General features: G+C 34.0%; 18 protein-coding genes. 5 read left to right on the top strand and 13 right to left on the bottom strand.

The genetic code is table 11. The annotated features are described in order from the left end of the window. Positions 1 to 187: 187 nt before the first annotated feature. Both BW983_RS12635 and BW983_RS12640 read right to left on the bottom strand, forming a co-directional pair. A complete protein-coding gene (locus BW983_RS12635) occupies positions 188 to 2,347 on the bottom strand; it encodes an alkaline phosphatase PhoX (protein WP_076552291.1) in 2,160 nt (719 codons plus the stop codon). Between the two features lie 558 nt (positions 2,348 to 2,905). Beyond that, positions 2,906 to 4,735: a cytochrome-c peroxidase gene (locus tag BW983_RS12640; RefSeq protein ID WP_076552292.1), complete on the bottom strand. Its 1,830-nt coding sequence runs from the start codon at positions 4,733 to 4,735 to the stop codon at positions 2,906 to 2,908. Between the two features lie 442 nt (positions 4,736 to 5,177). Here BW983_RS12640 and BW983_RS12645 point away from each other — a divergent pair, with 442 nt between their 5' ends. Beyond that, the gene (locus tag BW983_RS12645; protein ID WP_076552293.1) at positions 5,178 to 6,032 is read left to right on the top strand and encodes a nucleoside phosphorylase; all 855 of its coding nucleotides are present in this window, start codon (positions 5,178 to 5,180) and stop codon (positions 6,030 to 6,032) included. Between the two features lie 149 nt (positions 6,033 to 6,181). Here the strand turns inward: BW983_RS12645 and BW983_RS12650 are convergent, their stop codons facing one another. Both BW983_RS12650 and BW983_RS12655 read right to left on the bottom strand, forming a co-directional pair. Continuing rightward, a complete protein-coding gene (locus BW983_RS12650; RefSeq protein ID WP_076552294.1) occupies positions 6,182 to 6,952 on the bottom strand; it encodes a Rossmann-fold NAD(P)-binding domain-containing protein in 771 nt (256 codons plus the stop codon). Beyond that, positions 6,949 to 7,377, bottom strand: a complete 429-nt coding sequence (locus BW983_RS12655) for a MarR family winged helix-turn-helix transcriptional regulator (RefSeq protein WP_076552295.1) — start codon at positions 7,375 to 7,377, stop codon at positions 6,949 to 6,951. Before BW983_RS12655 ends, BW983_RS12650 begins: the two co-directional genes overlap by 4 nt. Before the next feature lie 216 nt (positions 7,378 to 7,593). On the opposite strand from BW983_RS12655, the gene BW983_RS12660 reads away from it, so the two are divergent. After that, a complete protein-coding gene (locus BW983_RS12660) occupies positions 7,594 to 7,842 on the top strand; it encodes a hypothetical protein (RefSeq protein WP_076552296.1) in 249 nt (82 codons plus the stop codon). Positions 7,843 to 7,856: 14 nt separating this feature from the next. Continuing rightward, entirely contained in the window at positions 7,857 to 8,606 is a 750-nt protein-coding gene (locus BW983_RS12665) for a DUF3667 domain-containing protein (RefSeq protein WP_076552297.1), read from the top strand. Between the two features lie 124 nt (positions 8,607 to 8,730). Here the strand turns inward: BW983_RS12665 and BW983_RS12670 are convergent, their stop codons facing one another. Together BW983_RS12670 and BW983_RS12675 are read right to left on the bottom strand one after the other, a co-directional pair. Further along, the gene (locus BW983_RS12670) at positions 8,731 to 10,008 is read right to left on the bottom strand and encodes a hypothetical protein (RefSeq protein WP_076552298.1); all 1,278 of its coding nucleotides are present in this window, start codon (positions 10,006 to 10,008) and stop codon (positions 8,731 to 8,733) included. A 255-nt stretch (positions 10,009 to 10,263) separates the two neighbouring features. Continuing rightward, a complete protein-coding gene (locus tag BW983_RS12675; protein WP_076552299.1) occupies positions 10,264 to 10,821 on the bottom strand; it encodes a DNA-3-methyladenine glycosylase I in 558 nt (185 codons plus the stop codon). 136 nt (positions 10,822 to 10,957) lie between these two features. Here BW983_RS12675 and BW983_RS12680 point away from each other — a divergent pair, with 136 nt between their 5' ends. Together BW983_RS12680 and BW983_RS12685 are read left to right on the top strand one after the other, a co-directional pair. Further along, positions 10,958 to 11,257, top strand: coding sequence for a DUF883 domain-containing protein (locus BW983_RS12680; protein WP_076552300.1), 300 nt, complete (start codon positions 10,958 to 10,960; stop codon positions 11,255 to 11,257). A gap of 121 nt (positions 11,258 to 11,378) precedes the next feature. Continuing rightward, positions 11,379 to 12,188, top strand: coding sequence for an enoyl-ACP reductase FabI (locus BW983_RS12685; RefSeq protein WP_076552301.1), 810 nt, complete (start codon positions 11,379 to 11,381; stop codon positions 12,186 to 12,188). Between the two features lie 504 nt (positions 12,189 to 12,692). Here BW983_RS12685 and BW983_RS12690 read toward each other — a convergent pair. The 7 genes from BW983_RS12690 to BW983_RS12720 all read right to left on the bottom strand — a co-directional run bounded on the left by BW983_RS12690 (position 12,693) and on the right by BW983_RS12720 (position 25,188). Beyond that, entirely contained in the window at positions 12,693 to 13,220 is a 528-nt protein-coding gene (locus tag BW983_RS12690; protein ID WP_076552302.1) for a hypothetical protein, read from the bottom strand. Between the two features lie 9 nt (positions 13,221 to 13,229). Further along, a complete protein-coding gene (locus tag BW983_RS12695; protein ID WP_076552303.1) occupies positions 13,230 to 17,042 on the bottom strand; it encodes an RHS repeat domain-containing protein in 3,813 nt (1,270 codons plus the stop codon). A gap of 39 nt (positions 17,043 to 17,081) precedes the next feature. Next, a complete protein-coding gene (locus BW983_RS12700) occupies positions 17,082 to 19,817 on the bottom strand; it encodes an FG-GAP-like repeat-containing protein (RefSeq protein WP_076552304.1) in 2,736 nt (911 codons plus the stop codon). Between the two features lie 17 nt (positions 19,818 to 19,834). Next, positions 19,835 to 20,293, bottom strand: a complete 459-nt coding sequence (locus BW983_RS12705) for a T9SS type A sorting domain-containing protein (RefSeq protein ID WP_076552305.1) — start codon at positions 20,291 to 20,293, stop codon at positions 19,835 to 19,837. Positions 20,294 to 20,755: 462 nt separating this feature from the next. Then, positions 20,756 to 22,198 carry a glycoside hydrolase family 30 protein gene (locus BW983_RS12710; protein ID WP_076552306.1) on the bottom strand — a complete coding sequence of 481 codons (1,443 nt, stop codon included), beginning with the start codon at positions 22,196 to 22,198 and terminating at the stop codon, positions 20,756 to 20,758. Positions 22,199 to 22,207: 9 nt separating this feature from the next. Beyond that, the gene (locus BW983_RS12715; protein ID WP_076552307.1) at positions 22,208 to 23,632 is read right to left on the bottom strand and encodes a glycoside hydrolase family 30 protein; all 1,425 of its coding nucleotides are present in this window, start codon (positions 23,630 to 23,632) and stop codon (positions 22,208 to 22,210) included. Between the two features lie 2 nt (positions 23,633 to 23,634). Beyond that, entirely contained in the window at positions 23,635 to 25,188 is a 1,554-nt protein-coding gene (locus tag BW983_RS12720; RefSeq protein ID WP_076552308.1) for a RagB/SusD family nutrient uptake outer membrane protein, read from the bottom strand. Between the last annotated feature and the right edge of the window lie 6 nt (positions 25,189 to 25,194).

Here is a 25,194-nt window from a genome sequence, read left to right on the forward strand (position 1 = left end):
TACGATTTTCTGCAATTTTATACAACATTTTTAAGCGAAATTTGATAATAAAATATTGAATATCAAATCGTTGTATTTATTTTTAGGAATGACTAATTAGTATTTTTATTTGCCAATGATGGCAACTTCATCAATAGAAAATGTCTGCCGATAACAAAAGCTACCGACAGACTGAATTATAAATAATTTATTTCTTTAAAAGTTTTACGGTCTTCTGGAAACCTCCTTCTGCTTCAATATTCAATAGTAAGGCACGAGATCCTTCCAATTGTTGCGTAAAATCAAGATCCAAAGCTTTGTTTGTACCATTGAATTTTTTAGTAAACACAATTTTTCCGTCCATACTGTAAGCAGTTACTGAAATATCCTTTAATCCTTTTGCAGAATTGATTTTCACGATTCCTGAAGTAGGGTTTGGAGCTACAGTTACTGTATTTTCTGCTGCTTTGTTTTCAATGGTTCCAAGAGAACTTTCTGTTCCAAGGTTTGCTTTAAGAGCGATAACTATAGTTGCTGATTTTCCTCTGTAATCAATTGTATTTCCTGTAGCGTCAACATCTGTAGAAATTGTAGCGTCAGGGTGCTGGATAGAGAAGAATCCAAATTTATGATCCGGAGTAAATGTCAAACCTGTAGGTTCAGATCCTGCCGGCATAGAAGCAAATAGCCTTACTTTAGGGTTTGCCTGTGTGTGATCCGGAGCAATTACCCAGATATAGTTTTTACCACCATCCTGAAGTACCCAAAGGTTTCCAAGCTCATCAAACGTAAGGTTATCATTTCCATCTCCCCAAGCTTCTGTTTTCGCTCCCTGAGGGGTATTGAATGAATATACCGTAGAACCTCCACCCACGAAAGTTTCTACCTGTGAAGCTGTTGTTCCATCATCTTTTAAACGGTAAACTCTGTCTAATCCTTTTGCTGTAAAATAAATTTTTCCGTCCAATGGACTGATATCCACATCTTCTACTCCATTGAATTTTGTACCTCCTCTAGAAAAAGCAAGGTTTGCTGTATTATTTTGATCTGCTTTTTCTTTATTTGGAACTTCAATCCATGTTGCAGTAGTCCCAGCCGGATCACCTGCAGGTGTTAATCCCTGATCCAATTTTAATACATAAAGGGTTCCTGAAGAAAGATTGTTTGGAGTATCCATTACATATTTGTATACCATATGAGTACCACCATCTTCACCGTAATATGCTACAGTTCCTGTGCTATTAATCACTACGTTCTCATGGTTCATGATTCCCATCTGCCAAAGCTTACCTTTAGAACCATCAGGGTTTTTAGAAATAACCTGAGCTGTAGCAGGATCAATCTCTACAAGCCATCCGTAATCTTTATATCCGTCACCATTTATATCGTTAGCAGTAACAGATTCTTCTGCCGTCACGATAGTTCCCCAAGGAGTAATTCCTCCTGAACAGTTTCTGATTGTCTGCACCAAGCTAGGATCTGAAAAACTTACTGCTCTTGATTTTGTAAGTTGCCAAAGTTTTGAAGACGGGTTATAATTGATCTCCGCCATCGTAACTCCACCAGGATTGGTTTCGTGGTTTACAGAAAGGTATCCGTTTGTGCTGCTTCCTGCTTTTCCTACGTATCCTGTAAAGTCATTCTGTCCACCTACTAAACCTCCTCCTTCTGTATAATTATCTCCTTCTTTTAAAATAAGCTGATATTTATGCTCAGCAGGGATGATCAGTTTATTTGTTTGTGCAGTAGGAACAATTGAAGTAAAGCAGCTGATGTGCGTTCCGTTGCAGTTTACGATTGGTGGCGTTACATTGGAAGGTGTCTTCAGATACGCATCAATTCTAAGGTCTGAACTGGTTAAACTTCTGTTATGTAATTCGATGGAAATTCTATTTGTTCCGTTTACAAATTTTGACTTTGGAATAGAGAAAGTATTATATACGTTTTCTGCCGCACCATCAACTGTAGTACTTGAGAATGTATTAAAAGTAATGTTACCTGCAGGCATATTATCTCTTACCACTTCTTCCCCATTAAGATATACAATGATACCATCATCTCTCATTACTCCAAGTTCCATATTATCAGTAAGAGTTGCAAGGTCTACATTGATGTCTTTAGCGAAATAAGCAGCATAAAGCCCTGAATTAATAGTAGTGGTTACAGGATCTCCGTATCCTAATGGTCCGTTTCCAACCGCCCAGGTTGAAATATCATAGGTTTTTGTTTTCCAGGCATCCGGTTCTGCCTGATTGTTGTCTTTGTAGCTCCAAGATGCACCTTTATCAAATAAGATAGTTTGCTGCGCCTTGATACCAGAAGTTGCAAGCAGAGCCAAAGCTCCAATTGTTAGTAGTTTTTTCTTCATTTTAATTTTGATTTATTAGACTTTGCAAAGCTATTTTTTAAAGGCTTTTTGTCTGTTAATAGGATTTTAAATATAATTATGGAAATATTAATTAATTTAAAACCGAATGTTAAGGGGATTAACTTTATGTTAAATGATTGGGAATTCGAGATACGAGTTGCTGGTTTTGAGGTTTGAGGAAGAGAAAGTATAATTATTTCATATTTCTCTTTATACTCATCTTTATATCTGATAATTGATTCAAAACAAGACAGACTCAATAAGGTAGAAAAGAATTTTATCCGTGAATTAGTGGCTATTAAATAATTTCTGAGCGCATTCTTAAACAACAGCAAGAAATAATTGATAAGCTAGAAAAATTGATTCAAAGCCAATAAACAGACAGATTAATACGATCTGTAAAATAACTTAGGCTCAATTGTGAAACTGATGTAAATGTGATTTACTTTGGTTTCACAATTGAGCCTATTTTATTGAAACTATATATGGTTTCTACTGAATATTTAGCACGTAAAAAATGGCAACAATACCAAATTTCGCACCTCGTATACAAAACCTTTACTTCCCTTTACTCACATCTGTAAGTGCATTCAAAAAGGCAATAATCTGGTTCATTTCTGTCTGTGTAAGATTTAATTTATCAGGAGCAAGCGTTTGATTTTTCATTTTTAATCCTAAGCCTTCTCCTCCACCTTCATTGTAGAAATCAAGAACCTCTTCTAATGTATTAAAAGCTCCGTTATGGAAATAAGGTTTTGTAAGTGCTATATTTCTAACCGTCACAGTTTTAAATGAGTAATCGTAGATCCATGATTTTTCTTTTTTCACAGGACTGTTTCCTCTTCCAAGATCCTGATCAAGCTCTACAGGAAGCTGCTTGATTGGCTTTGTTGTCACTCCCAACACTTCAGATTCATTTTCATTAAAAAGCGGAGGTACCAAACCTGAAAAATGAGGGGCAAAATGACAGGTTGCACAATTCGCTTTTCCCATAAACAGATTGAACCCTTTTTTCACATCATCGGAAACATTCTTTTCATTTCTCATGAAACGATCAAAATCACTATCAAAAGAATATAATGAAGCTACATATGAACTTAAAGCTTTTGAGAAATTCTCTTTACTGATTTTTCCGTCTTTGAAGGCAGTACGGAATGCTTTTTTATATTCAGGCTTGGTTTTCAATTTCTGAATAATGCTTTCGTAGCTTGTATTAAACTCTTCTTCATTATAAATAACGTGTTCAGCCTGCTGTTCAAGGTAAAAAGCGCGAAGATCATAGAAAAATCTTTTGGCAAAAACAGCATTATACAAAGACGGAGAGTTTCTCAAAACAGTTTTTCCCTCAACATTACTCTGTGATTTCGCTTTAAGGTCGGTAAAAGCATTCTCAGGCAGATGGCAGGTAGCACAACTCATTTTTCCATTACCACTTAAATTCTGATCATAGAAAATTGATTTCCCAAGGTTTCGAAGATCTGGGTTATCTTCTGAAGATTTCAGTAAAGTATAGAAATACGGATCCAGAAAATCGCTGCTGAAAAAATCTTTGTTATTCACATTCCAACCTGAAAATTCTTTCAGATCATCAGGACTTCCATCCCATTTTCCAAGTTCTTCATATAAAGGCTGAATGTATTTTTTATAAAATTCAATTCTGTCGAAAGATTCAAAATCTTTGTTCTTTGAGAGATAATCGACAGATTCTGTTAAGATCTGATTTGCTTTTTGAGTATTATAATTTTTAAAATAGGAATCATCATTAATGTACTTTCTCATCCCTGAAAGAGCATGACTTGTTTCTTCTGAGATGTTAAGAGAACCTGGCGTATCAAAACCTGTTACTCCAAGACTGTATATTCTGATCAGCTCTATTCGCAGTGGTAATGTTTTATTATTTCCTTTGCTCAATCCATTTTTTATAGCACTTAAATAAAACCCTGAATAGCTGTTATATAAAAAATCTGTAATGGTTTTTATCTTTTCTTTTTCATCGGCAGCTTCTTCTGAGAAGATCAATTCATCCAATACCTGTAATCCTTCCGGGGGAAGTGTATAAGCCGAGGTTCCTGCTGCTTCAATATGAAATAAAGGAGCCGCGTTAAGATGAGTTTTGGTAAATTCCGGATAATGATAGGCTATATAAAACTCAATTTCTTTAAAGGATTTTCTCGTGTTGCTGAGTGATTTCTGTAATTCTTCAAGAGAAATACGGTCTTCTGAAAACTGATGAACATCTGATTTTAATTGTTCAAGCTTTGTTTTAAAGTCAGATAAACCTTTATTAATAAATGTATTCTCACTTTCTTTTCCTTTGTAAGCAGGATTAAAAGACATTACTGCAAACCCTATAAGAAGAGCAACAATAAGCAGTGGATAAGATCTCATGAATTTTTACCGGCAAAACTATTAATCAAATATTATCCTAACTTTAATAGCAGATTAAATAATGTTTATATTTCCTGTACAATAATTTTTTACTAATTTTAAACCCCGAAATCAGATTCATTATTCTTAGGAGAACGGTTTATTCTGAAATACCGGCAAAATAATGGCGAGAGGTTATTGGGAGAGGATTATTTTAATTAAATTCAACACATCAAACTAAAATAGTATTATGAAAACAAAGTTATTGTTTGCTGTTACGGCAGGTTTTCTTCCTTTTATTGAATGTATTCAACAGAAAAATAGAAATCAGGAATAATTTTTGTGTTTAATCAATAGTCATTTTCCAAGAAATCATATCACCAATAAAAAATCATTAAATCAGCTTTGGTTTCTCCTTATAGAGAGGCAATTTTCATTAATTAAAAACAAAAAAATATAAATTATGCTAAACAAACTTGCTGCTTCAGAACTTGTTCTGAATGAAGACGGAAGTGTATACCACTTGAATCTTTTACCTGAAGATATTGCTGACAAAATCATCCTTGTGGGTGACCCGGACAGAGTGGCAAAGGTTTCAAAATATTTTGATACTGTAGAAATCAAAAAGAATAAAAGAGAGTTTTACACTCATACAGGAACTCTTCGTGGAGAAAGAATCACAGTAATGTCTACAGGTATCGGAACGGAGAACATCGATATCGTAATGAACGAGCTGGATGCTTTGGTAAACATCGATCTTCAAAACAAAGAGTTTAAAACGGAGCACAAAGCCCTTGAATTATTCCGTATGGGAACTTGTGGTAGTGTAAATCCGGACGTACAGGTTGACAATATGCTTGTCACTCAAAATGTAGTAGGGTTAGATGGTTTAATGCATTTCTATCAGGACTATAACTTCGAAAATGAATTCTCAAGAAGTTTCATGGAAAAATTCCCTTACGAAAAAATCAAACCAATGCTTTATTTCGCAGACTGGGCTGAAGAAATGGGTGAATATTACAAGGATGCAAAATACCACGGAAACACAGCTACTTTCCCAGGATTCTACGCTCCACAGGGAAGACAACTTCGTCTAAAGGCTGTGGATGATAAATTCCTTGAAACATTGAATGATCTTGGAGTAACTAACTTCGAAATGGAAACGTCTGCAATCTATGCTCTTTCAAAATTATTAGGTCACAAAGCGATTACTGTAAATAACGTAATTGCCAACAGAAGACGTGGAGAATTCTCTGCAGACCACCATAATTCTGAGAAAAAACTTATTGAGTGGGTACTTGACAGAATCATCAAGTAATTACAGAAAACAATATACAATAAAAGCTATTCTCTTAAGTGAGGATAGCTTTTTTATTACGTTTTGGCTAAAGCCAAAGGTTTTTATTTTCTTTGATGTCGCAGATTTTATTTTTATCATTGACGATGTTTAATCTTCATTCTTTCAATCTATAAGACCTCATGAAACGTTCGTGGATCAGGATGTTGGAAAACATACTCCAGTTCTTCGATAAGCTTTGAAGATAGAATTGTCTTCCCTTTCATTTCCGATATTTCTTCTGGAACTTCTATATTTTTCTGAGCATTCATCACCTGAGATTTTATGGGATGAATCGGGGCTGTTACGTTATACAATTTTGATGAGCTTTCCTGATCAATCATTTTTGAGATAATACCAACAATATCTGCATAGTGGATATGATTTACAACATGATCAGGATTGCTTATTTTATAGTTCTTCAGAAGTCTGTTATCGCCCATCAGACCACTCAATCTTAAAATATTGATCTGTGGATATTTATTTTTCATCATTCTTTCTCCGGAAACATTTTCCACAGGAACATCTTCTTCAGTAAAGTCTCTTGAAACATCCGGATAAACGCCCGTGGAACTCATTAAAAACATTTGCCCTTTAAAATCACCTATAAATGCTGATAAATTTTGAATTCTATTGTATAAAGAACTTACACAACAGCTTTTTCCAGAGATCGGAATGGTAATAATTAACACATCAAGCTCTTCCAAAGCATCCCATATTGAAATTGGCTCAGAAAGCTGATAATCCGGGAAACTTGCAACTATTGCACTCAATCCTTTTGCATTTATTTGATCTGCTTTTTCCTGAGTAGTCGTGGTAGTATAGATTGAGTATTTACCGAACATGGAGTTCGCAATTCTTTCTCCAAGCCATCCGTATCCTATGATCCCTATTTTTTTCATATTTCTGATTGATTTTGCGCTAATAATATTTCGTCCAAAGTATTCATTAATTCCTTTTTCTTTTCTCCATTGAGAGGAAAACAACTTTGTACTGCTTCTGGGATATGTTTTGTCTGTTCTTTAAGCACTTTTCCATCCTCTGTCAAATTGATGAGTACTACTCTTTCATCATCCATACTTCGGTTTCTGCTGAGTAGTCCGTTTTTTTCCATTCTTTTCAGCAAAGGCGTTAATGTTCCGTTATCCAAATGAAGGTATTCACCAATTTTACTAATATTCATTTCTCCGTTTTCCCATAATACCAGCATAACCAGGTATTGAGGATACGTCAGGGAAATTTCATCCAGGTAAGGCTTGTATAAGCCTGTAATATACCTTGAAACAGCATAGGTTTTAAAGCATAAATGTTCTGAGAAGGCTATCATAATTTATTTTGAAAGAACAAAAATACTTAAATTATTTTGCGCAAAATATATTTGTTTAAAACATTAATTACTAATTACCGTTATCCTGCCTTCAAAATATACTACACTAAAGGGTGTTTTTTATACTATTCTTCTACTTTTTTAATCAATTTTATTTATCCATTTCACTTTTTGATTAATTTAGTACAAACGAATTCTTAAAAACTAATCTCGAATATGAAAACCAATAAACTATCGGAACTATCCTATGATGAGCTGATAAAAGAAGAAAAAAAGCGAAAAGCTATATTTATTTTCTATTCTATTTTATGGGGAATTATGGTATTAGCTTCTCTTTATACTACTGCAAAAAAGGGAACAACTGCCATTACCTTTTTACCGATCTCATTCTTACCTATCTTTCTTATTTTCTGGAAAAGCCAAAAAGATGTGCGTAACGAAATTAAGTCTCGTAAGTCTAACTAAAGAAATCTTCAAAAGTGAATCATACATGTTTAAACTGCAACCAGCCTGTCACTACCAATTATTGTGGCAGCTGCGGACAAAAATCCAGTACTCACAGATATTCTTTAAGACATTTTATAGAACATGATCTTATCCACGGGGTATGGCATGTAGATAAGGGAATTCTGTATACGGTGAAAGAACTATTTACAAGACCCGGAAACAGTGTAAGGGAATACATTCTTGGAAAAAGAGCCAATTATTTCAACGTCATCACGCTTTTACTATTAACAGCTACGATTTCATCGATACTTTCACATTATTCAAATCTGGAATACAGTGTTTTAGTATCTGATAATATTAAAGATAAAATGGTTTCCATACAGGAATTAATGACATCTTACCTGAAAGTATTTCTATTGCTTATGATTCCTTTTAACGCTATTTTCAGTTATATTTGGTTTCGAAAAGCTGGCTTTAATTACTCTGAGCATCTTGTTCTCAATGCTTATAAAACTGCTGCTGAAATGGTAGCTACGGTAGTTTTAACAGCAATTACTTTATTCTTTGATAAGTCAGCAGCTCTTGTCACTTCATATTTTTTGGTATTCTTCATATTTAGTCTTATTTATGGAATATGGTTTTATTCTCAGTTTTTCTCCCAATCAGGATATTCGAAAGCAGGTTTGGTTTTCAGAAGTCTTATGATTCCTTTTTCCTTTATGATCTTTCAGTCTTGTGCCGGCTATATCTGGGGTATCATTTCCTTCGTTATAAATAAATAAAATACATTTTCACTGAAAATAAGATTGATAGAAAATAGAAATTACTTAATCAAAAAAAATAAAAAAGGCTTCCCAATCAGGAAGCCTTAACACCATATCAACTATAATAAAACTTATTATCAAATTAAAACTCATTGATCATCACATAAAAATGACTTGAGTATAAACTGTTTGCACTCCCTGAAATATTGGTAAGGTTAATTGCAATACTCGAAGTAGATGTCAGCCTTGGATTAGAGATGGAAAAAGTTGTGTTTCCTGCAAAATCTCCTGCCGGAGAAATCACAACTACGGCTCTTGTAGAACCTGGTTGAAATCCTGCCGGAACAGCAATTTCCATTGTTTTAGATTTTCCTGGAGGCAAATTATTAATAGATACATCAGCCCATACTTCAAAAGTAATCTGATTTTTCTGTATGCTTCCTTTCTCACCAAGTTTATATTGTCCGTTTACGTCAAGCTTTGCAGAAGTATTCGGAGCACCAGTGCCAATACCTACATTCGCATTATTATTCCCCAAAACAATGGCATTGGCTTGTGAGGTGGTAGCTCCATATCCTATAGCTGTTGAATATTGCCCCAAAGCATTAGCTTCTGAGCCTACAGCTGTTGAATTTTCTTTATTCGTTAAAGCATTATATCCTAATGCTGTTTCACTATTTGTATTTGTTTTTGCATTGTATCCCAATGCGATGGATTGAAATCCTCCTGCAGATGCATTATTTCCAATTGCAGTAGATTCATTTTTACTCGTTTGGGCGTTATACCCAATTGCTGTTGACTTAAAAGCTCCCGCAGTCGATTTATTCCCGATTGCCAAAGCATCATTTGCAGAAACGGCTGCTGCACTACCGATAGAAATTCCCTGAAATGCGGAACTTGAACTTCCAATAGCAATACCATTCTGTCCGGCATTTGCTCCCAATCCAAAACTTACTGAATTATCTACTCCTAATCTTCCTGCGATAGAAGCATTAACTTTAAAGACCAGGTCATCCATTGTTTTCGTTCCCAATGACAACGCTGTATTGGCTCCACTATAATTTCCACTGTTTTCTCCCGTCGTATTCCAGCCTGTCCCGTTATCGGTTTTACTCATTGTACTGGAATCTGTGGATATTTTATTCCATTTTGATTCATACCAATAATAAAAACCTACTTCTGTAAGTCCGGCTTTTCCGTTATTCCATACGATAAGTCCATCTGCCGGAGAAGGCACCGTAGCAATGTCTGTTGTAGATGCTAAAGCAATACTTGGCAAAAGCACTCCTTTATCTTTAGAGTCTACATGAAGCATTGCTGAACGATCAGGACTTGGTAAACCAATCCCAATCTGCGCACTCATAATCATAGTAAACAGTAAAAAAAGAAGGCTTAAGTATTGTTTGTATTTTCTCTGCATCAATGTGTTTTTTGAGGATGCAAATATACAAACTTTTTAATAAATATGTAATTTTATTGAAAATTCAATAATTTAACACACTTTAGAGTGACTAAAGAACACACTACTCACCAAAAGATGAAAAATACTAATTTACAATGATTTAAAAACTCTTTTAGTGATAAGCATTTGAAGAAAAAAATATCTATACATTTAGTAATCAACAATTATATAATTATCAAAAAAATCACCATAAAAAGAATAAAATACAATTCATTATTTCCTGGTAAAACAGCTTTCAATGTGATCATTTATCATACCTGTAGCCTGCATATGAGCATAAATAACTGTGGAACCGACAAATTTGAAGCCTCTTTTTTTAAGGTCTTTAGAGATTATATCAGATATTTCTGTAGTTGCAGGAATTTCTTTTAATGTACCAGGTCTGTTGTCTAATGGCTTTCCATCAACAAAATCCCAGATATATTTTGAGAAACTCCCGAATTCTTTTTGAACTTCCATAAACTTTTGCGCATTGGTAACAGTTGCCAGAATTTTAAGTTTGTTTCTGATGATTCCTGCATTATCCATTAATTCTGCGATTTTTTGATCTGAATAAGCTGCGATTTTCTGATAATCAAAATGATCGAATGCTTCTCTGAAGTTCTCTCTTTTAGATAAAATAGTATACCAGCTCAAACCAGCCTGAAAGCTTTCAAGAACAAGGAATTCAAATAGGGTTTCATCATCATATACGGGTCTTCCCCATTCTTCATCGTGATATTTTCTATAAAGGTCATCTTTCTCGCACCAGCCACAACGTATTTTTTCCATAATTATCAGATCTATTGAATAAAGGTAAGATGATTTAGAAAAATATAACAAAAGATTATGAAAAGTTTAACAAAGCTCTCCGATTTTAGGAATGGTTATTGTTTAATCAATATTACCAAACCTAATTTATAGTATTATGAACAATTCAGATTATAACAAAGCGGAAAATGCAGTAAACAATGTAGAAAATTCTTTACAGAATGCAGCTGATAACACGAAATGGAAAATCAACGAATTGGCAGACAAAGCCAAGGATTATATCAATGAAAAACGAAATAATGACCAGGAAGCAAGTCAGGAGGATTGGCTGGACAGGGTAAAAGCTAATGTATCAGATGCCTGGGAAGATATTAAGGATAAAGCAGATGAGGCATGGGAGAAAACCAAGGATGCTGCAGAGGATGTAAAGGCGGAATGGAATAAGAAAACTAATTAAAATTTCAGTCATATAAATATTTTCAAGATAAATGGAGTCTTATAATGGATAAGGCTCCATTTTTATTATGTCATAACTACAATTATTGCTACATTTGTAGTTCAATAAACATTAAAAAATTATGTCATACGGTTTACTTAAAGGCAAAAAGGGAATTATATTTGGAGCTCTTAATGAACAATCTATCGCATGGAAAGTTGCTGAAAGATGTCATGAAGAAGGTGCGGAATTCATCTTATCGAATGCTCCTATCGCTATGAGAATGGGAGAACTTAATGCTTTAGCTGAAAAAACAGGATCTGAAGTAATGGGTGCTGATGCTACTTCTATAGAAGATCTTGAGAAGCTTTTTGATGCTGCTGTTGCTAAATTTGGTAAAATAGACTTTATTCTTCACTCTATAGGAATGTCCGTAAATGTAAGAAAAGGGAAACATTATACAGAAATGAACTACGACTGGTTAGAAAAAGGTTGGGATGTTTCTGCTGTATCATTCCACAAAGTAATGCGTGTGGCTTGGGAAAAAGACTGCATGAATGAATGGGGAAGCATCCTTGCTCTTACTTACATTGCAGCTCAGAGAACTTTCCCTGACTATAATGATATGTCTGACAACAAAGCATATCTTGAGAGTATTGCAAGAACTTTCGGTAATTACTGGGGCGAAAGAAAAGTACGTGTAAACACAGTTTCTCAGTCTCCTACTCCTACTACAGCTGGTAGCGGTGTGAAAGGTTTCGGAGGATTTTTAGGATACGCTGACGATATGTCTCCACTAGGAAATGCTACAGCTTTAGACTGTGCCAACTACTGTGTGACTTTATTCTCTGATCTTACTAAGAAAGTAACAATGCAGAATCTTTTCCATGATGGAGGTTTCAGCAGTACAGGTGTTACTCAGAAAGTGATCAGTAAATACGACGCTGAATAATAGTATTTCAATATATTAAATAAATAAAAACCCGCAATACATTTTAATAATGTGTTGCGGGTTTGTTGTATGGAATCCGATAGTATTAAAATTATTTTATTTTCCTGAATCGATACTCTTTATCAATTTCAAAAATTTCAGATACTTCGATAGGTATACTATTATCTCCCTCTATACCATCTTTAAAATTTCTTCCGTATGAACTTGTTATTGAAATATGCTTACCGTCAAAATAATTAATCTTTTTTTCAGTAGATTCATTCCAACTTGCAATTACTAAATTTGATTTTATTACTTTATTCCGGGAATCAAATTAAATTGTCCAAAGCAATTCTTCACTATGTAAATCAAAATGATGTAAATAACAAAATATCCAAATGTTATTAGAAACTTTTATTTTATAGCCTGCATAATATTTACTTTTTAAATAAGATTTTTCATATATAGTTTCATTTACAGTATATAGAAAAATAAATGCTTTCATACTAATTAAGGATGTATTCCCTAAGGTTTTAAAGGAATTTTAGTTACTATACTATCTTCTAAAACTTTGTATCCCTTAGACTCTAATTCCTTAACATAATAATCACAACCTAAAATTGTTGCATTATATCTGTTATGAAAAGATTTAATAATCTGCTCGTACTTATTCGAATTAGTATATTTATAAACAGCTCGATTGTTTTTATCGAAGATTATTGAATGATTTATTGTTTGAAATGGATTTAAAATAATCAAATCTTCACGACATGATGTATCGTTTCTAGAATAATACCCATTTTTAAAATACAGATATGGATCTAATATTTTCCCATTTTCCAGAACAAAAGATTTACCATAAAAACCTAAAGGATCAATAATATAGGTATTATTAGTATTATTTTTTATAATCTCCTCTATGACCTTTGTGGATTGGGAATCAATGTGGGTTAATGGAAATATAATATCAACATCTTTTCCTTTATTCAATTTAATTTGATTCGAGCAATAAATAAACAAAAGACAAAAAGGTAATATAACAATTTTTTTCATAATTTAAATTTAATGATTATATAGTTTTAAAAAATATTCTATAACATTTTTTAAATGAATAAACCCTTGTTTTTCCATAGATCCTGTCCACTTAGCAGCGGCTCTATAAGCTGATAGTTCATTTAGCTCATTGCTAATAAAATTATTACCTTGATAAATACCTGCTTTAAAATTAGAAAAATGATCTTGTTCATGTATAACAACCGAGGCCGCAAAAAAATTATTTTCTAGACCATCTATTAAGCGTTGTGCTAATATTATTTTACCATTTATAGGATTAGTTACTCCCCAAGATGTACTTTGCAGAGTACCATTTATAAATAATTCTAAGTACTGTGTTGTAGAATTTATAGAATAATTTAAATATCCAGTTGAAAAATCAGCAATTGTACTTCTATCTCCAACTTTGATCCATTGTCCAGGTAAAGAAAACAAAGATATTATTTTATTCAAACTTTTAGCCGTAGCAGGGTCATAGGGCATTATTCCATTTTTCTCCAAAAATCCAGCCAATATGTTTTTACCTAGTATTGTAGGTGATTCTGAATTAAATAATTGGTTTAATTTAGTATATTGTTTGTCATTCATATTTGTGGCTAACTTATTATCAAATACATCAGCACTATAAAATAAACCTCCAATAGCACCACCTAGGAAATTTCCTCCACTAAAAGCAGAATTTAATCCTCCTGAAACAATTCCTGGTAAATAATTCTTAATAGCTCCTGCATTATTGGATATATTACCTATACTACCTCCAATTGCCGCCCCACCAATAGCGCCTCCCACTACTGCACTCCATGATTTCTGCCAATTCCATTTTGTAGGATTCCAGTTACCATTATTGGCAGCTACACCATTTAAATACCCTCCTACTAATGCGCCTGCTAACCACATCCAGAATTCTCCATCAGGATCGTTGTACATTAATGGATTATTCATCACATATCCGTACTTATTATAATTCTGGGTATTGGTAGGGTCTTGTATATTCTCATCTGCATTTAGGAATCTTCTTAATAATGGATCATACAATCTGCCATTCATGTGAATAATCCCTACCTTCGCAAAGTATTCATGACCGGTATAGCCACGGTCAACTAATATTAAGGTATTGTCAATAACATTTTTATCCGTGATAACGGGTGTGTTTCCGTATTGTAAATGTGTGAGATTTCCCCAGGCATCGAAGTGTCTCTGCTCAAGCCTATTCCCTGATTCATCACTTATAGCGAGGATACTTCCTAAATAGTCTTTGTGAAGAAATTTATAAGATCCTTCTGTCTGACCAAAGTCCTTCAAATATACGATGTTTGATTCATAAGGACTTCCCTCGATATATAAAATGTGCTTTTCTTTTTGGTTAATAAGATCTATTACTATCTCAAAACTACCGTCTTCACTATAAAATTTAGTAAAAGTATCTTGCCATGTAAACTGTGGTTTACCAGAGGGCATTGGAGACTTTTTTAATTCAATAATATTTACCTTCTGTCTCATACTTTCTAGTCCATAACCAAAATTAATACGGGCTTTTTCTCCATTTATCTGTACTGGATCGTTATTTTCATTATAAGTAACGGTTTGAATCAAATCACCATTATAATTTTGCATTCCTGTCGTATTTAAAGTCATCCCCGTTGGCTGGTAAATTCTATCAGAATTTTCAAACTTAATATTTCCTATCTGATCATTTTGGGTAATTCTCCCTTTACTATCATAAACATTTCTATCTGAAGATGGCTTAATTCCGGTTATTGGGCTAGTCCAATTGGTAAGGCGATTATTATCATCATAATCAAAAGATTCAGTAATATTAAAATCCCCGCTTGTTGTTCTGGTTCTCAATTCGTTCTTTATAGCGTCAAAAGAATAGGACAATTGAAGAATGGAAGGCTTAATAGCTGATGAGTGATTAGTATTAGTTAAGAAACCATTTACATCATAAGAATTCTTAATTTCCACTTCTCCTAATTTTGTTTTTAATGCCTGACCTTTAACATTAGTTTCTTTAAGCTCCCATAAGACTTTACCAGAGTTTTTATCTTTGATCTGATAAAGCTCTCCGTTCCATGCGCTGTAAACATTTTCTATAGTAGCCTTGGTAATTACACCTCCCTGTAATTCTTTTTCAAAGGAAATGATCCTCCCTTTATCGTCATAGATAATTCCTTTTTGAGTATATTTTCTTCCGTAACTATTTTCTGAAGTTGATATCAATCTTCCCTGAGGATCGTATGTAAAATCAGAACTAAACTCCTGTCCCTGTGCAATACCAGATTTTTTAATAAGCAGACCTTTAGAATTATATACAAAAGAAATAGTTTTATTGGTTGCTTGTCCTGCGTCTGCTATGGAAAGTTCTTTTTGAGAAATCAACTGTCCTGATTTGTTATAGATATATTCTTTAGTTCCTTTAGGGCTTATGATTTTGGTAGGCTGACCAAACCCATTATACTGATATTTGTATAGCCCATTTGAAGGATCATTAAACTCAGATTTTCTTCCCCACTTATCATATTTTGTAGTCACTATATTTTCTCCATACTTAGCCTGAATTTGCTTTCCGATGGCATTATAGGAAAAATGTATTGTTCCTCCTTTATCTGTAGTGGCAATGATATTACCTAAAGCATCTGCTGTTTTGGAGGTTGTTCTCTGGTATCCATTAATATTAAGCTCTTTAACAGTTGTTGCCAAACCTGAGACCATAGTTTCTGTTTGTTTACCATTAAAAGCTGTAGTCGTAACTTTGGCAGGGAATACAGAATCATCATAAATAATAGTATTCCATTGATTTGCGCTCTGTCCTTCGAAATAGGGTTCAGATTCTTTTGTTTTTCTTCCTAATATATCATACTGAATATCTTTAGATACAAATTTCCCTTGTTCAAAAGCTTTTGTAGAAGTCCGATACTCCTGTCCCAGTTTATTAGTAAATACTTTCGTAATATTTCCATCCGATTCATTCTGGGTAATAGTAACATTATAATTGGTATCCTTATCATATACATAAGTAGTTGTTCCTTCCAAATTATTGGCTGAGGTTAAAAGCTTACCCCAATTATCGTACGTATTTGTAATGATATTCCCCAATGGATCTGTTTGTGTTAATATCTGCCCTAAATCATTATAAGTAAAATTTGTTTCCAGTCCCAAATTATCAGTTTTCTTTATAACAAATCTACCAGTAGAATCAAATTCTAAGCTTTCAGTTTGTGTAGGTCCATCATTTACATTAATAGCATTGTTATTACCTATTTTAATTGTCTTTTTAATAATATTTCCAAATCCATCATACATAAACTCATTCGTTATGCCATTATTTAGATTATGAATATCTGCTCCTGGAATAATCCCAATCATTTTTACAAGATTATTTTCGTAAATGTATAATTCCATTGTTTTATGATTATCAGAATATGCATTGTTCTCATTTACTTTAACAGTAACTCTTCCTATATAATAATCTTTTCCTTGTCCGGAAGGGTTATTAGCATATGTAAATTGCTGGCTTGATACACCTATATTTCCATTAACAGATGTTTTTGAAATAGAAGGCAAATAATACTGACCGTAAGTAATTGTATTTTCAGTAATGACATTAGTCAAAAAGTCTTTACTTCTACTTGTTTTTGGAAGAAGTGATGTAACTATTTTAGCTTTGTCTGCGTCTGATATGTTTGCCACTGTCTGGCCGTTTAAAAGTTTATCTTTTTGGTAGGTTATGGTGGAAAGGCTCAATAATTGTAAGTTATTTTCAGAAAGGTCTTCCGTAAATATTTTGGATTCCTCATTAGTCTTGATTTTCCATTCTTTCACAGGAACACCCTCATTGGCAGGATCAATCTCTACCCCTGATCATACTTTTGTATTTTCAAATCCTTCTGCATACCATGACGAGCGGGCTGTTTTTCTAAATCCTATCATTCCTCTTCCAAGAATATTAGACGTAAGCCCTCTGTATCTGAAATCCTTTTTCAGTTTCTTATCCGAAGTGATAGATTGGCTAAGCTCTGAAACAACATACATTCCTGTTGATTGATTAATTTCAACATAAGGATAGTTTTCAGTTTTAACCCCGTCATATAATCCTGGATTCTTTGTTTTATCTAATTGCTTGTAGGTAATATCAGTAGTCACCCCTCCTTGTATGATACTTTTAATACGCCCTTCCATTGAAATATCAAAGAAATTACTTGACTTTGTATATTGCCCTTTACCATAAGCAAGATCAATTTCTCTAATAGATCCCATCACAATTTTTTTTAACATCGCTCCTGTCCACAGATCAGCAGGAACTCCTATAAAGTCTGATTTACCAACAGCTAATTGCTGAGCATAGTTATTAGCTGTAAAATAAGTGTTATAGTCACTATATCCATAAATATCATTCACAGTACTGTAATCACCTCCAAAAATTGAAAAAACCTTAAAGGTTAATCTTATTTCTTCTTTATAAGCTGCTCCAAAAGTGCTGTCTTCTGCCCAATATCTGTTATAAAATCTTTGAGATTGAAGGTTAACTAAATCTGTTTTTCCATCATTGTTAATATCGTATGCTACAAATGTTCGAGGATTGTACACTTTAATATTTTCATTCGATTCTGTAAGTATCTGACGAGTTTTTGCCTGTCGTTCAAAAGCTACAATTTCTTCTTTAAAGCCATTTCCCTTTGATGTATAGAGATACCACAAGGCAGAAGTAACATCAGCAGTCACCATAAGATCACTAAGTCCATCGCCATTAAAATCACCAACTAAACCGTCTTCCCATACTCCTTTGATGATTTCACTGTTGGAAGGATTAAAAGGAGATAAACTAGAAGTATACTTCCCTGAGGTATTTTTCTGAAAAGTAATCAATAACGGATTTTTATCTGCATTTATTTTCAGAAAGTCAAATAATCCATCTCCATTGAAATCTCCTGTCCTATAAAGAGTAAATACATCCTGATCTCTTTTATCAGAATCAGGATATAATGATAAAGGATAAAACCAGCTGTTATTTTGAAGAGACTCATTAAGGTCAACAACATAATATCTTTTACGCTCATCACACTTGGAGGGTCTACCAGTAGGACCTCCCAATGATTGACATACCTTGTCATTAAACATTAAAATAATTTCACTTAGCCCATCTCCATTAAAATCGACATTTTTCATCCCTTCAATGGTAGTAACAGTACCATTCTGCGATGTACCATAAGTATTGTCATAATCAGAATTCGCTATAACTTTTCTATGGTTTAAAACCAATTGATTATTTCCTCCAATACTATAAAATAATAGCTCAAGATCAAATTTGGACGTAGTTGAATTTTTAACTTTTTGATATATGACAAATCCCTGTCTATTATGGATTAAATTCTCTTTTTTTAAGTTCACAGCTACTGCTTCTTTTAAACCTAATAAAGTACTCTCTATAAATTGTGGAATATTATTAGAAACATCAAGGGTAAGTGAATAGAAGTTTTTATAGTGATATAAGCCTTTTTGTGGTATTTTATCAGATGTTACAGAGTGATACCTTAATAAATCAAGATTGCCATCTCCATCAAAATCCCCTATTACATCAGTATCACTATTAGGCTTTAATGTTGTCCCTGCTTTCCAATCATGCCGATTTGCAGTATACGGATTATATGATTTTTCGTAAATGAAATGAGCTGGGGTAGTTTCTTCATCATCACTGTTTAAAATGGTTATTTTTTCCAGATACCTATAAAGAGTTTTCTGGTAATCTGTTTTATAGATTAGCTTATACTTTTTATGTTGTTTTCCTTTTGTAGTAACAGTAATAGATTCAAGTAATTTAGATTGAGAAAATTCACTCCCTTTTATATAGGCTGTCTCTGACTTAGGTCTTGCTTGGAAAGTGAACATCATTTTATTAATAGACGGAGTATTTTGAGTTTCATTTCCTCCCCATTCAATATTATTGATAACAGCAACATTATTTTCCAGTATATAATCATAAGTAATATAGTTACCATTGGTATCTTTTGATTTTACAATGTAATAATCTAAAGGAGTTCTTGCATTACTATTTCCCGAAGAGGTTGCACCATACCATACCTGAGAACCATTTTCAAGAGTAACCTCCCAATATTCAGGACCCTGCCATGACTGCCCTGCAATAGCCCCTACTGATTTAATCTTTATATTGGAGTATTTTTCAGTTATATATTCTGCACCATCCTTGCCATATTCTCCCAATTTTAAAATGAGCCTTTGCCCACCGAAGCTGTAGTAATCTGAATAATCTAATTGTACTCCCTTCATGACTCCATCTTTTTCAAGATTTTTACCTGTTCTTGAAATAGATGCTATCCCGGAAATATTCCATCCATAACCGGCAAGTCCATTTCCGGCACCACTTACATAGGTAAGATTAACATCGGGCACCATATTTTTTATACCGGGTGGAGTTTCAATAGCTAATGTATACTGAAGCTGTCCTGCTGAGGTAACCTCTATATTTCCTTTTGTATCATGGAATTTCTGTGTTTGTGTATTCTGTGAAAATCCTATTATCGAAATACAGGATAGCAGAAAGCTCGAAAATAATTTTATTTTCCTTCTATTAGAGTTCATTAATTTGTGTTTTAGAATTATCTTTTGGTAATGTTTTTACTCAAAGTTCTTCCGTCTTTTAAAGTAAAACGAAGCACATACACTCCCCAGCTATATCCCGTCATATTGATCTTAAGCTGCTTATTAAGCTCCGGAATGATCTGTTGCTGAAATTTCCAATGTATCGTGCTGTGCTGGTATAATGAAACAGATTCTATGAGTTCATTTACTTCATCTGTCCAATCAATAGTCAGCACATCATTAACAGGCACTGGATATAAACGGATCTGCTTCCAGAATGTTTTTTCATCCATGATTGATAGAGAGTTAGTGTCACCTGTTTTTACCAAAGATTCAGGTTCTTGTCTTGCACTTGCGCTAAAGCCACGATACCTTTGATTACCTGCTTCATCATATTTAAAATAGACTTCTGTTTGTTGGGCTGATACGCCTAAAGAAGTGCATAAGAATAATGCACCGAAATAGTTTTTTTTCATTGTTGTTTTGAAATATTGTTTTTTTCATCGTTAATTTAAATATTTAACAACAATTCCAAACACCGTATTTTCACGGAAAGTATATAAAAACATCACAAAATAAAACACAACAACATGAAAATCAAATTAATACACAATTAAAAATTCATTCGAAATAAAAAAAATAAAATTATAAAATATTCAAATTAAACACAATAACAATATATTTTTCACAATAAAACAGAGTCAATTTAATTTTTTACAATGTTTATTAAGTTAATCATTCATTAAAACAGTCATCTTTTTAACATTATACTTGAGGTAAAACCTATTTCGAAAGAATTAGAAAAAAGTTTTGTAAGAAAACAACATATATATAAACAAAAAATAAGTAAATTTTACTGATTTTCATTTATTAACAAAAAATAATCGGCGGGCTCTAAAGAGCCTGCCGATCCCACTTAAAATAATATTAATATGATGTTATAAAATTACGGTTTGTATAGAATGTGCCGGAGCATTTAATTTTGCAGCCATCCCTTCGATCCAAAGGTTTGTTTCAATATCATTATCAGAATCATTCATAATAACGGTTACCAATTGTCCGTTTTCATTCATGAAGGCTGAAGACGTTAAAGCGGCTCTGTTTGAAGAAGAGCCAATTCTTTGTGCATTCGGTTTAATGAATTTTGAAACATGTCCTATATAATAATACTCGTAAGTATAGAACACTTCTCCTGTTTTAGTATCTGCAATGATCGGTGCAAAGCAGAAATTCCCTTTGTGATTGGGTCCACCGGTTTCATCCAATAAGATATTCCAGTCTGTCCACATAGCGTTTCCTTTATTGAAATCGTTCAGCATATTTTTACCATACAGTTCTCCAAGGCTTACATCGTAGATTCTGTCCATCGCAAACTGTTCTTTACAACCTTCTGTAAATGCAAGGAATTTATCTGGAAAAGCTCTGTGTGTTTCTGCAAGGTTATCAAAAAGCTGAGTTTTGTTATTCCATGTTTCATACCAGTGATATCCGATTCCGTGGGCATATTTTGAAGTTTCCGGATCACTGAGCGTAGTGGTTGCTCTTTGGTAGATCAAATCTCTGTTGTGATCCCAGATCATTACCTTTTTATCTTTATATCCGTTTTTCCAAAGGGTTGGACCTAGATTATTCTTCAAAAACTCACCTTCTTCCTCCGCAGTATAAATACAGGATTCCCAGGATTGAGTCGCCATCGGTTCATTCTGAACGGTTAATCCCCAAACATTGATTCCTCTTTTTTCGTATTCTTTGATGAATTTAATATAATAATCTGCCCAGGTTTGGTAATATTGATTTTCAAGTCGTCCTCCTTTGTAAAGGCTTTTGTTTGATTTCATCCAGGCTGGTGGGCTCCATGGCGAGAAATAAAAAGTAAAATTTTTTCCAATAGCCTTCTGAGCTTCCTTGATCATCGGGATTTTATACTTTTCATCGTGAGCAAGGTTGAATGTCTTTAAAGATGTATCATTATCTTGCACATAAGTATAAGAATCACTGGAAAAGTCACAAGAGTTCATATTGGTACGAACCACTGTATAACCCAATCCATTTTTTCCAAAATAAGCATCCAGAATTTCTTTTTGTTTGTTCTTTGGCATCTTGTAGAATGTTTCTGCGGATGCATCTGTAATAGCTCCTCCAATACCTATCAGCTTTTGATATTTAAAATCAGGAGCTACAAAAATACATGCTTCCGTTTCTTTTGGCTGTCCGAACTGTTCAAATTTCACAGAACCTTTATCCGTCATTCTTTCATTTACCTTAGAATTGGTAAGGATCACTTTAGCTGTTTTTCCTGCATTCTTTTTCCAATAACTCTGTTGGGCACTGACACTTACGGCAATTCCCATTACAAAACAACTTACGATTAGTTTTCTCATGATTTTAATTTAAAAAATATATGTGGCTGCTGAACTTCCGGGAATGGTTACAGCAGCGGTTTTCCCGGCAAATTTAATATTAAAATTTTCAACAGCTTTATGATCATTCTGAACAATTAGCACAGTTTTTCCAGATGGTGTTTTAAAAGCTGCCGTTGATAAATATTTTGTTTGTGTTGATACAATACATTGTGAACCTGATGGAATAAACTTAGAAGCGTGTGCTACAATATAATAGGCAACATTTCGGGTGAAATCTCCACTATCAGAAACGGTAATTGCTCCTTTACATTCTGTACAGCCTCCGTCTGTGTGAGGACCATACTTTAGATCATTGGCAAGATTCCATTCTAAAGCAGTTTTGCTCCAGTTTCTCATGGAACCGATGAGCACATTTTTCATATGCCAGTTCAGATCTTCATTGAAAGTTCCTTTGGAGCCCGTCCACTGCTCAGTAAAATACAGGTTTTTATCCGGGAAAGCATTATGAACCGTACTTAAAGCGGAAATATCTCCTTCATACAAATGAAACGCTGAACCGTCTATATATTGATAGGCTTCCGGATCTTTCAGAATATCAAGAGCATATTCAGGTTTATTGCAATTATGATCGTATACAACAATTTTGGTTTTAAGATTATTGTTTTTAAAAGCAGGACCTAAATAGTTTTTGATAAAGTCTCTCTGCTGATCGGATGGCATATACAAACTCGGATTATTTCCCGGGTGTAAAGGTTCATTCTGAGGAGTCACAGCATCAATGGTAATTCCTTCTTTTTTCATACCCTGAATATATTTTACAAAGTAATCAGCGTAAGCTCTGTAAAATTCAGGTTTCAGGCTTCCTCCTTTTGATTTTCCGTTATCTTTCATCCAGACTGGTGGTGACCAGGGAGCTGCAATGATTTTAATGTCAGGATTTATTGCTAAAATATCTTTCAGCATTGCAATGAGTGCTTTATCTTTTTCTAAACTGAATTTTGAAAGTGAAACATCAGTCTGCCCTTCCGGAAGATCATTATAAGAGAAAACTTCACCGTCAAGATCGGATGCTCCGATACTCAATCTCAAGTAACTGATTGAAATAGAATTTTTAGCGTTTCCGAAAAGTTCATTCAACAATGCTTTTCTATTGGAAGATGACAGACGGTTAATTACCTCAACACTTCCTCCTGTCAATGTATAACCAAAACCGTCAACATATTGAAACTTCTGAGTGTCATCAATTTCAATATTCTGAAAGTTATTGGTAGTATTTACAAATCTGATAGAGGTCTGTTGTTGTAATTTTATGCTTTCATCTCCTTTCGTCAGCCAATACTGAACTTCATTTCCTTTATTTTGAGTAACAGAAGTGCAGGATAATGGAAAAAGTACTACACCGCATAGCAGTGCAGTACCTTTAAAGAAACTATATAAGTTGTGAAACTCCATATTTAATACCCAGGATTTTGGTGCATTGCTGTATTCGGCAATTCGTTGTAAGGAATTGGCAGAATCTCATTTTTATTAGCTTTAAATCCTTTGAATGCAAGCTTGGCAGGAGCATCTCCCCATCTTACAAGATCAAACCAACGGTGTCCTTCACCCGCCAGTTCTCTTCTTCTTTCGTCTTTAATTGCCTGTAAAGAAACAGGAACAGGAGATAAGCCTACCCTTTTTCTTACTGCATCCAGCAATGCCTGAGCTCTTCCTCCTGCTGCTCCCAAAGCTTCAGCTTCCATAAGATAAGTATCGGCAAGTCTTATGGCAACGTAATTCTGTCTGAAATTCAGTTCCGTTGATCCTGGAAGTGAACTTTTCAGATCGTTTGTAGGTAAATATTTATTCAGGAAATAACCGGTGTCTGCATATGCTGGGCTATAGGTAATTTTGCCTTCTGTTTCAAATTTTTTCGCATTGAAAACGGTTGTTTTTAATCTTGGATCTTCTTTCATGAAATTAACCAGGTCCTCTGTTACGGTATTAAATGCCCATCCCGCATAAAGGTCCGGTGCATCATTATTAGGAAAACTTTTAACCAAAGTATAGGAACGTGGTCCCAGCATGGCATTGATAGAATTTCCTTCATCTTTACCCTGTCCCCAGAATCCCCAATCGGAATTTCCTTTGTTCGTGTGCATTACTTCAAGGATAGATTCTGTTGAGAACTTATAAGGATCGCTCGTTTCCGGTCCTACTTTGAAAAGGTCTTCATAATCTTTAACAAGTTTATATCCGTACTGACTTGCCTCACCTGGTGTACCGTTTACTTCTGCAAACTGCGCTGCTGCTTCAGGCATTTTTTTATCATAAAGATAAATCTTACCCAAAATTGCTCTCGCTGTTCCCTGAGTAATTCTCCCTTTGTCATTGCCTGTTGCTACCAACATCAGGTCAGGAATCGCTGCATTAATATCACTTTCTATCTGTGCATATACTTCGCTTGGTTTTGCCTGTGGTATATTCCAGTAGTCATCATCATATTTTAATGTCTTAAGAACTAAAGGAATATTCCCAAACATTCTTACAAGTTCAAAATAATACAGCGAACGCAGGACTTTTGCTTCAGCAATGTATCTTGTTTTAAGATTTTCATCCATGGAAGCTCCCGGAACTCTTTCTATTAAAAGCGTGGCACGTGCTATTCCCTGATAATAATCTCTCCAGTAACTTGCGGGCATTGTATTAGGATTCAATGAATAATTATTAATTCCCTGGATACCTGCTCCATCATTAGAATGTCCGCCTCCGGAATAGAAATCATCGGATCCCGCATTGAAAAAAGTCACCGTATTCTCAAAACCTCCTGAATATTTTCTTAACACATCATACACAGAAACCAATGCACTGAATGATTGCTGTTGATTTTTAAAATAATCTTCTGTTTTAAAAGCTCCAGAATTTTCTACTTCATCAAGATAAGAACCACTACATGCAACATTTCCTAAACTTAAACCTGCCAATAATGTAACAGCAAGTCCTTTATATATTAATCTTTTATTTTTCATGTTATT

Origin of the sequence: Chryseobacterium ureilyticum (assembly GCF_900156735.1) — a bacterium.
GTDB classification, from domain to species: domain Bacteria; phylum Bacteroidota; class Bacteroidia; order Flavobacteriales; family Weeksellaceae; genus Chryseobacterium; species Chryseobacterium ureilyticum.

Bases quoted from the DNA above. Each gene is read 5' to 3' on its own strand.
- BW983_RS12640 (WP_076552292.1), bottom strand. From the start codon at position 4,735: ATGAGATCTTATCCACTGCTTATTGTTGCTCTTCTTATAGGGTTTGCA.
- BW983_RS12645 (WP_076552293.1), top strand. From the start codon at position 5,178: ATGCTAAACAAACTTGCTGCTTCAGAACTTGTTCTGAATGAAGACGGA.
- BW983_RS12635 (WP_076552291.1), bottom strand. From the start codon at position 2,347: ATGAAGAAAAAACTACTAACAATTGGAGCTTTGGCTCTGCTTGCAACT.
- BW983_RS12705 (WP_076552305.1), bottom strand. From the start codon at position 20,293: ATGAAAAAAAACTATTTCGGTGCATTATTCTTATGCACTTCTTTAGGC.
- BW983_RS12655 (WP_076552295.1), bottom strand. From the start codon at position 7,377: ATGATAGCCTTCTCAGAACATTTATGCTTTAAAACCTATGCTGTTTCA.
- BW983_RS12670 (WP_076552298.1), bottom strand. From the start codon at position 10,008: ATGCAGAGAAAATACAAACAATACTTAAGCCTTCTTTTTTTACTGTTT.
- BW983_RS12700 (WP_076552304.1), bottom strand. From the start codon at position 19,817: ATGAACTCTAATAGAAGGAAAATAAAATTATTTTCGAGCTTTCTGCTA.
- BW983_RS12690 (WP_076552302.1), bottom strand. From the start codon at position 13,220: ATGAAAAAAATTGTTATATTACCTTTTTGTCTTTTGTTTATTTATTGC.
- BW983_RS12650 (WP_076552294.1), bottom strand. From the start codon at position 6,952: ATGAAAAAAATAGGGATCATAGGATACGGATGGCTTGGAGAAAGAATT.
- BW983_RS12685 (WP_076552301.1), top strand. From the start codon at position 11,379: ATGTCATACGGTTTACTTAAAGGCAAAAAGGGAATTATATTTGGAGCT.
- BW983_RS12680 (WP_076552300.1), top strand. From the start codon at position 10,958: ATGAACAATTCAGATTATAACAAAGCGGAAAATGCAGTAAACAATGTA.
- BW983_RS12720 (WP_076552308.1), bottom strand. From the start codon at position 25,188: ATGAAAAATAAAAGATTAATATATAAAGGACTTGCTGTTACATTATTG.
- BW983_RS12660 (WP_076552296.1), top strand. From the start codon at position 7,594: ATGAAAACCAATAAACTATCGGAACTATCCTATGATGAGCTGATAAAA.
- BW983_RS12675 (WP_076552299.1), bottom strand. From the start codon at position 10,821: ATGGAAAAAATACGTTGTGGCTGGTGCGAGAAAGATGACCTTTATAGA.
- BW983_RS12715 (WP_076552307.1), bottom strand. From the start codon at position 23,632: ATGGAGTTTCACAACTTATATAGTTTCTTTAAAGGTACTGCACTGCTA.
- BW983_RS12710 (WP_076552306.1), bottom strand. From the start codon at position 22,198: ATGAGAAAACTAATCGTAAGTTGTTTTGTAATGGGAATTGCCGTAAGT.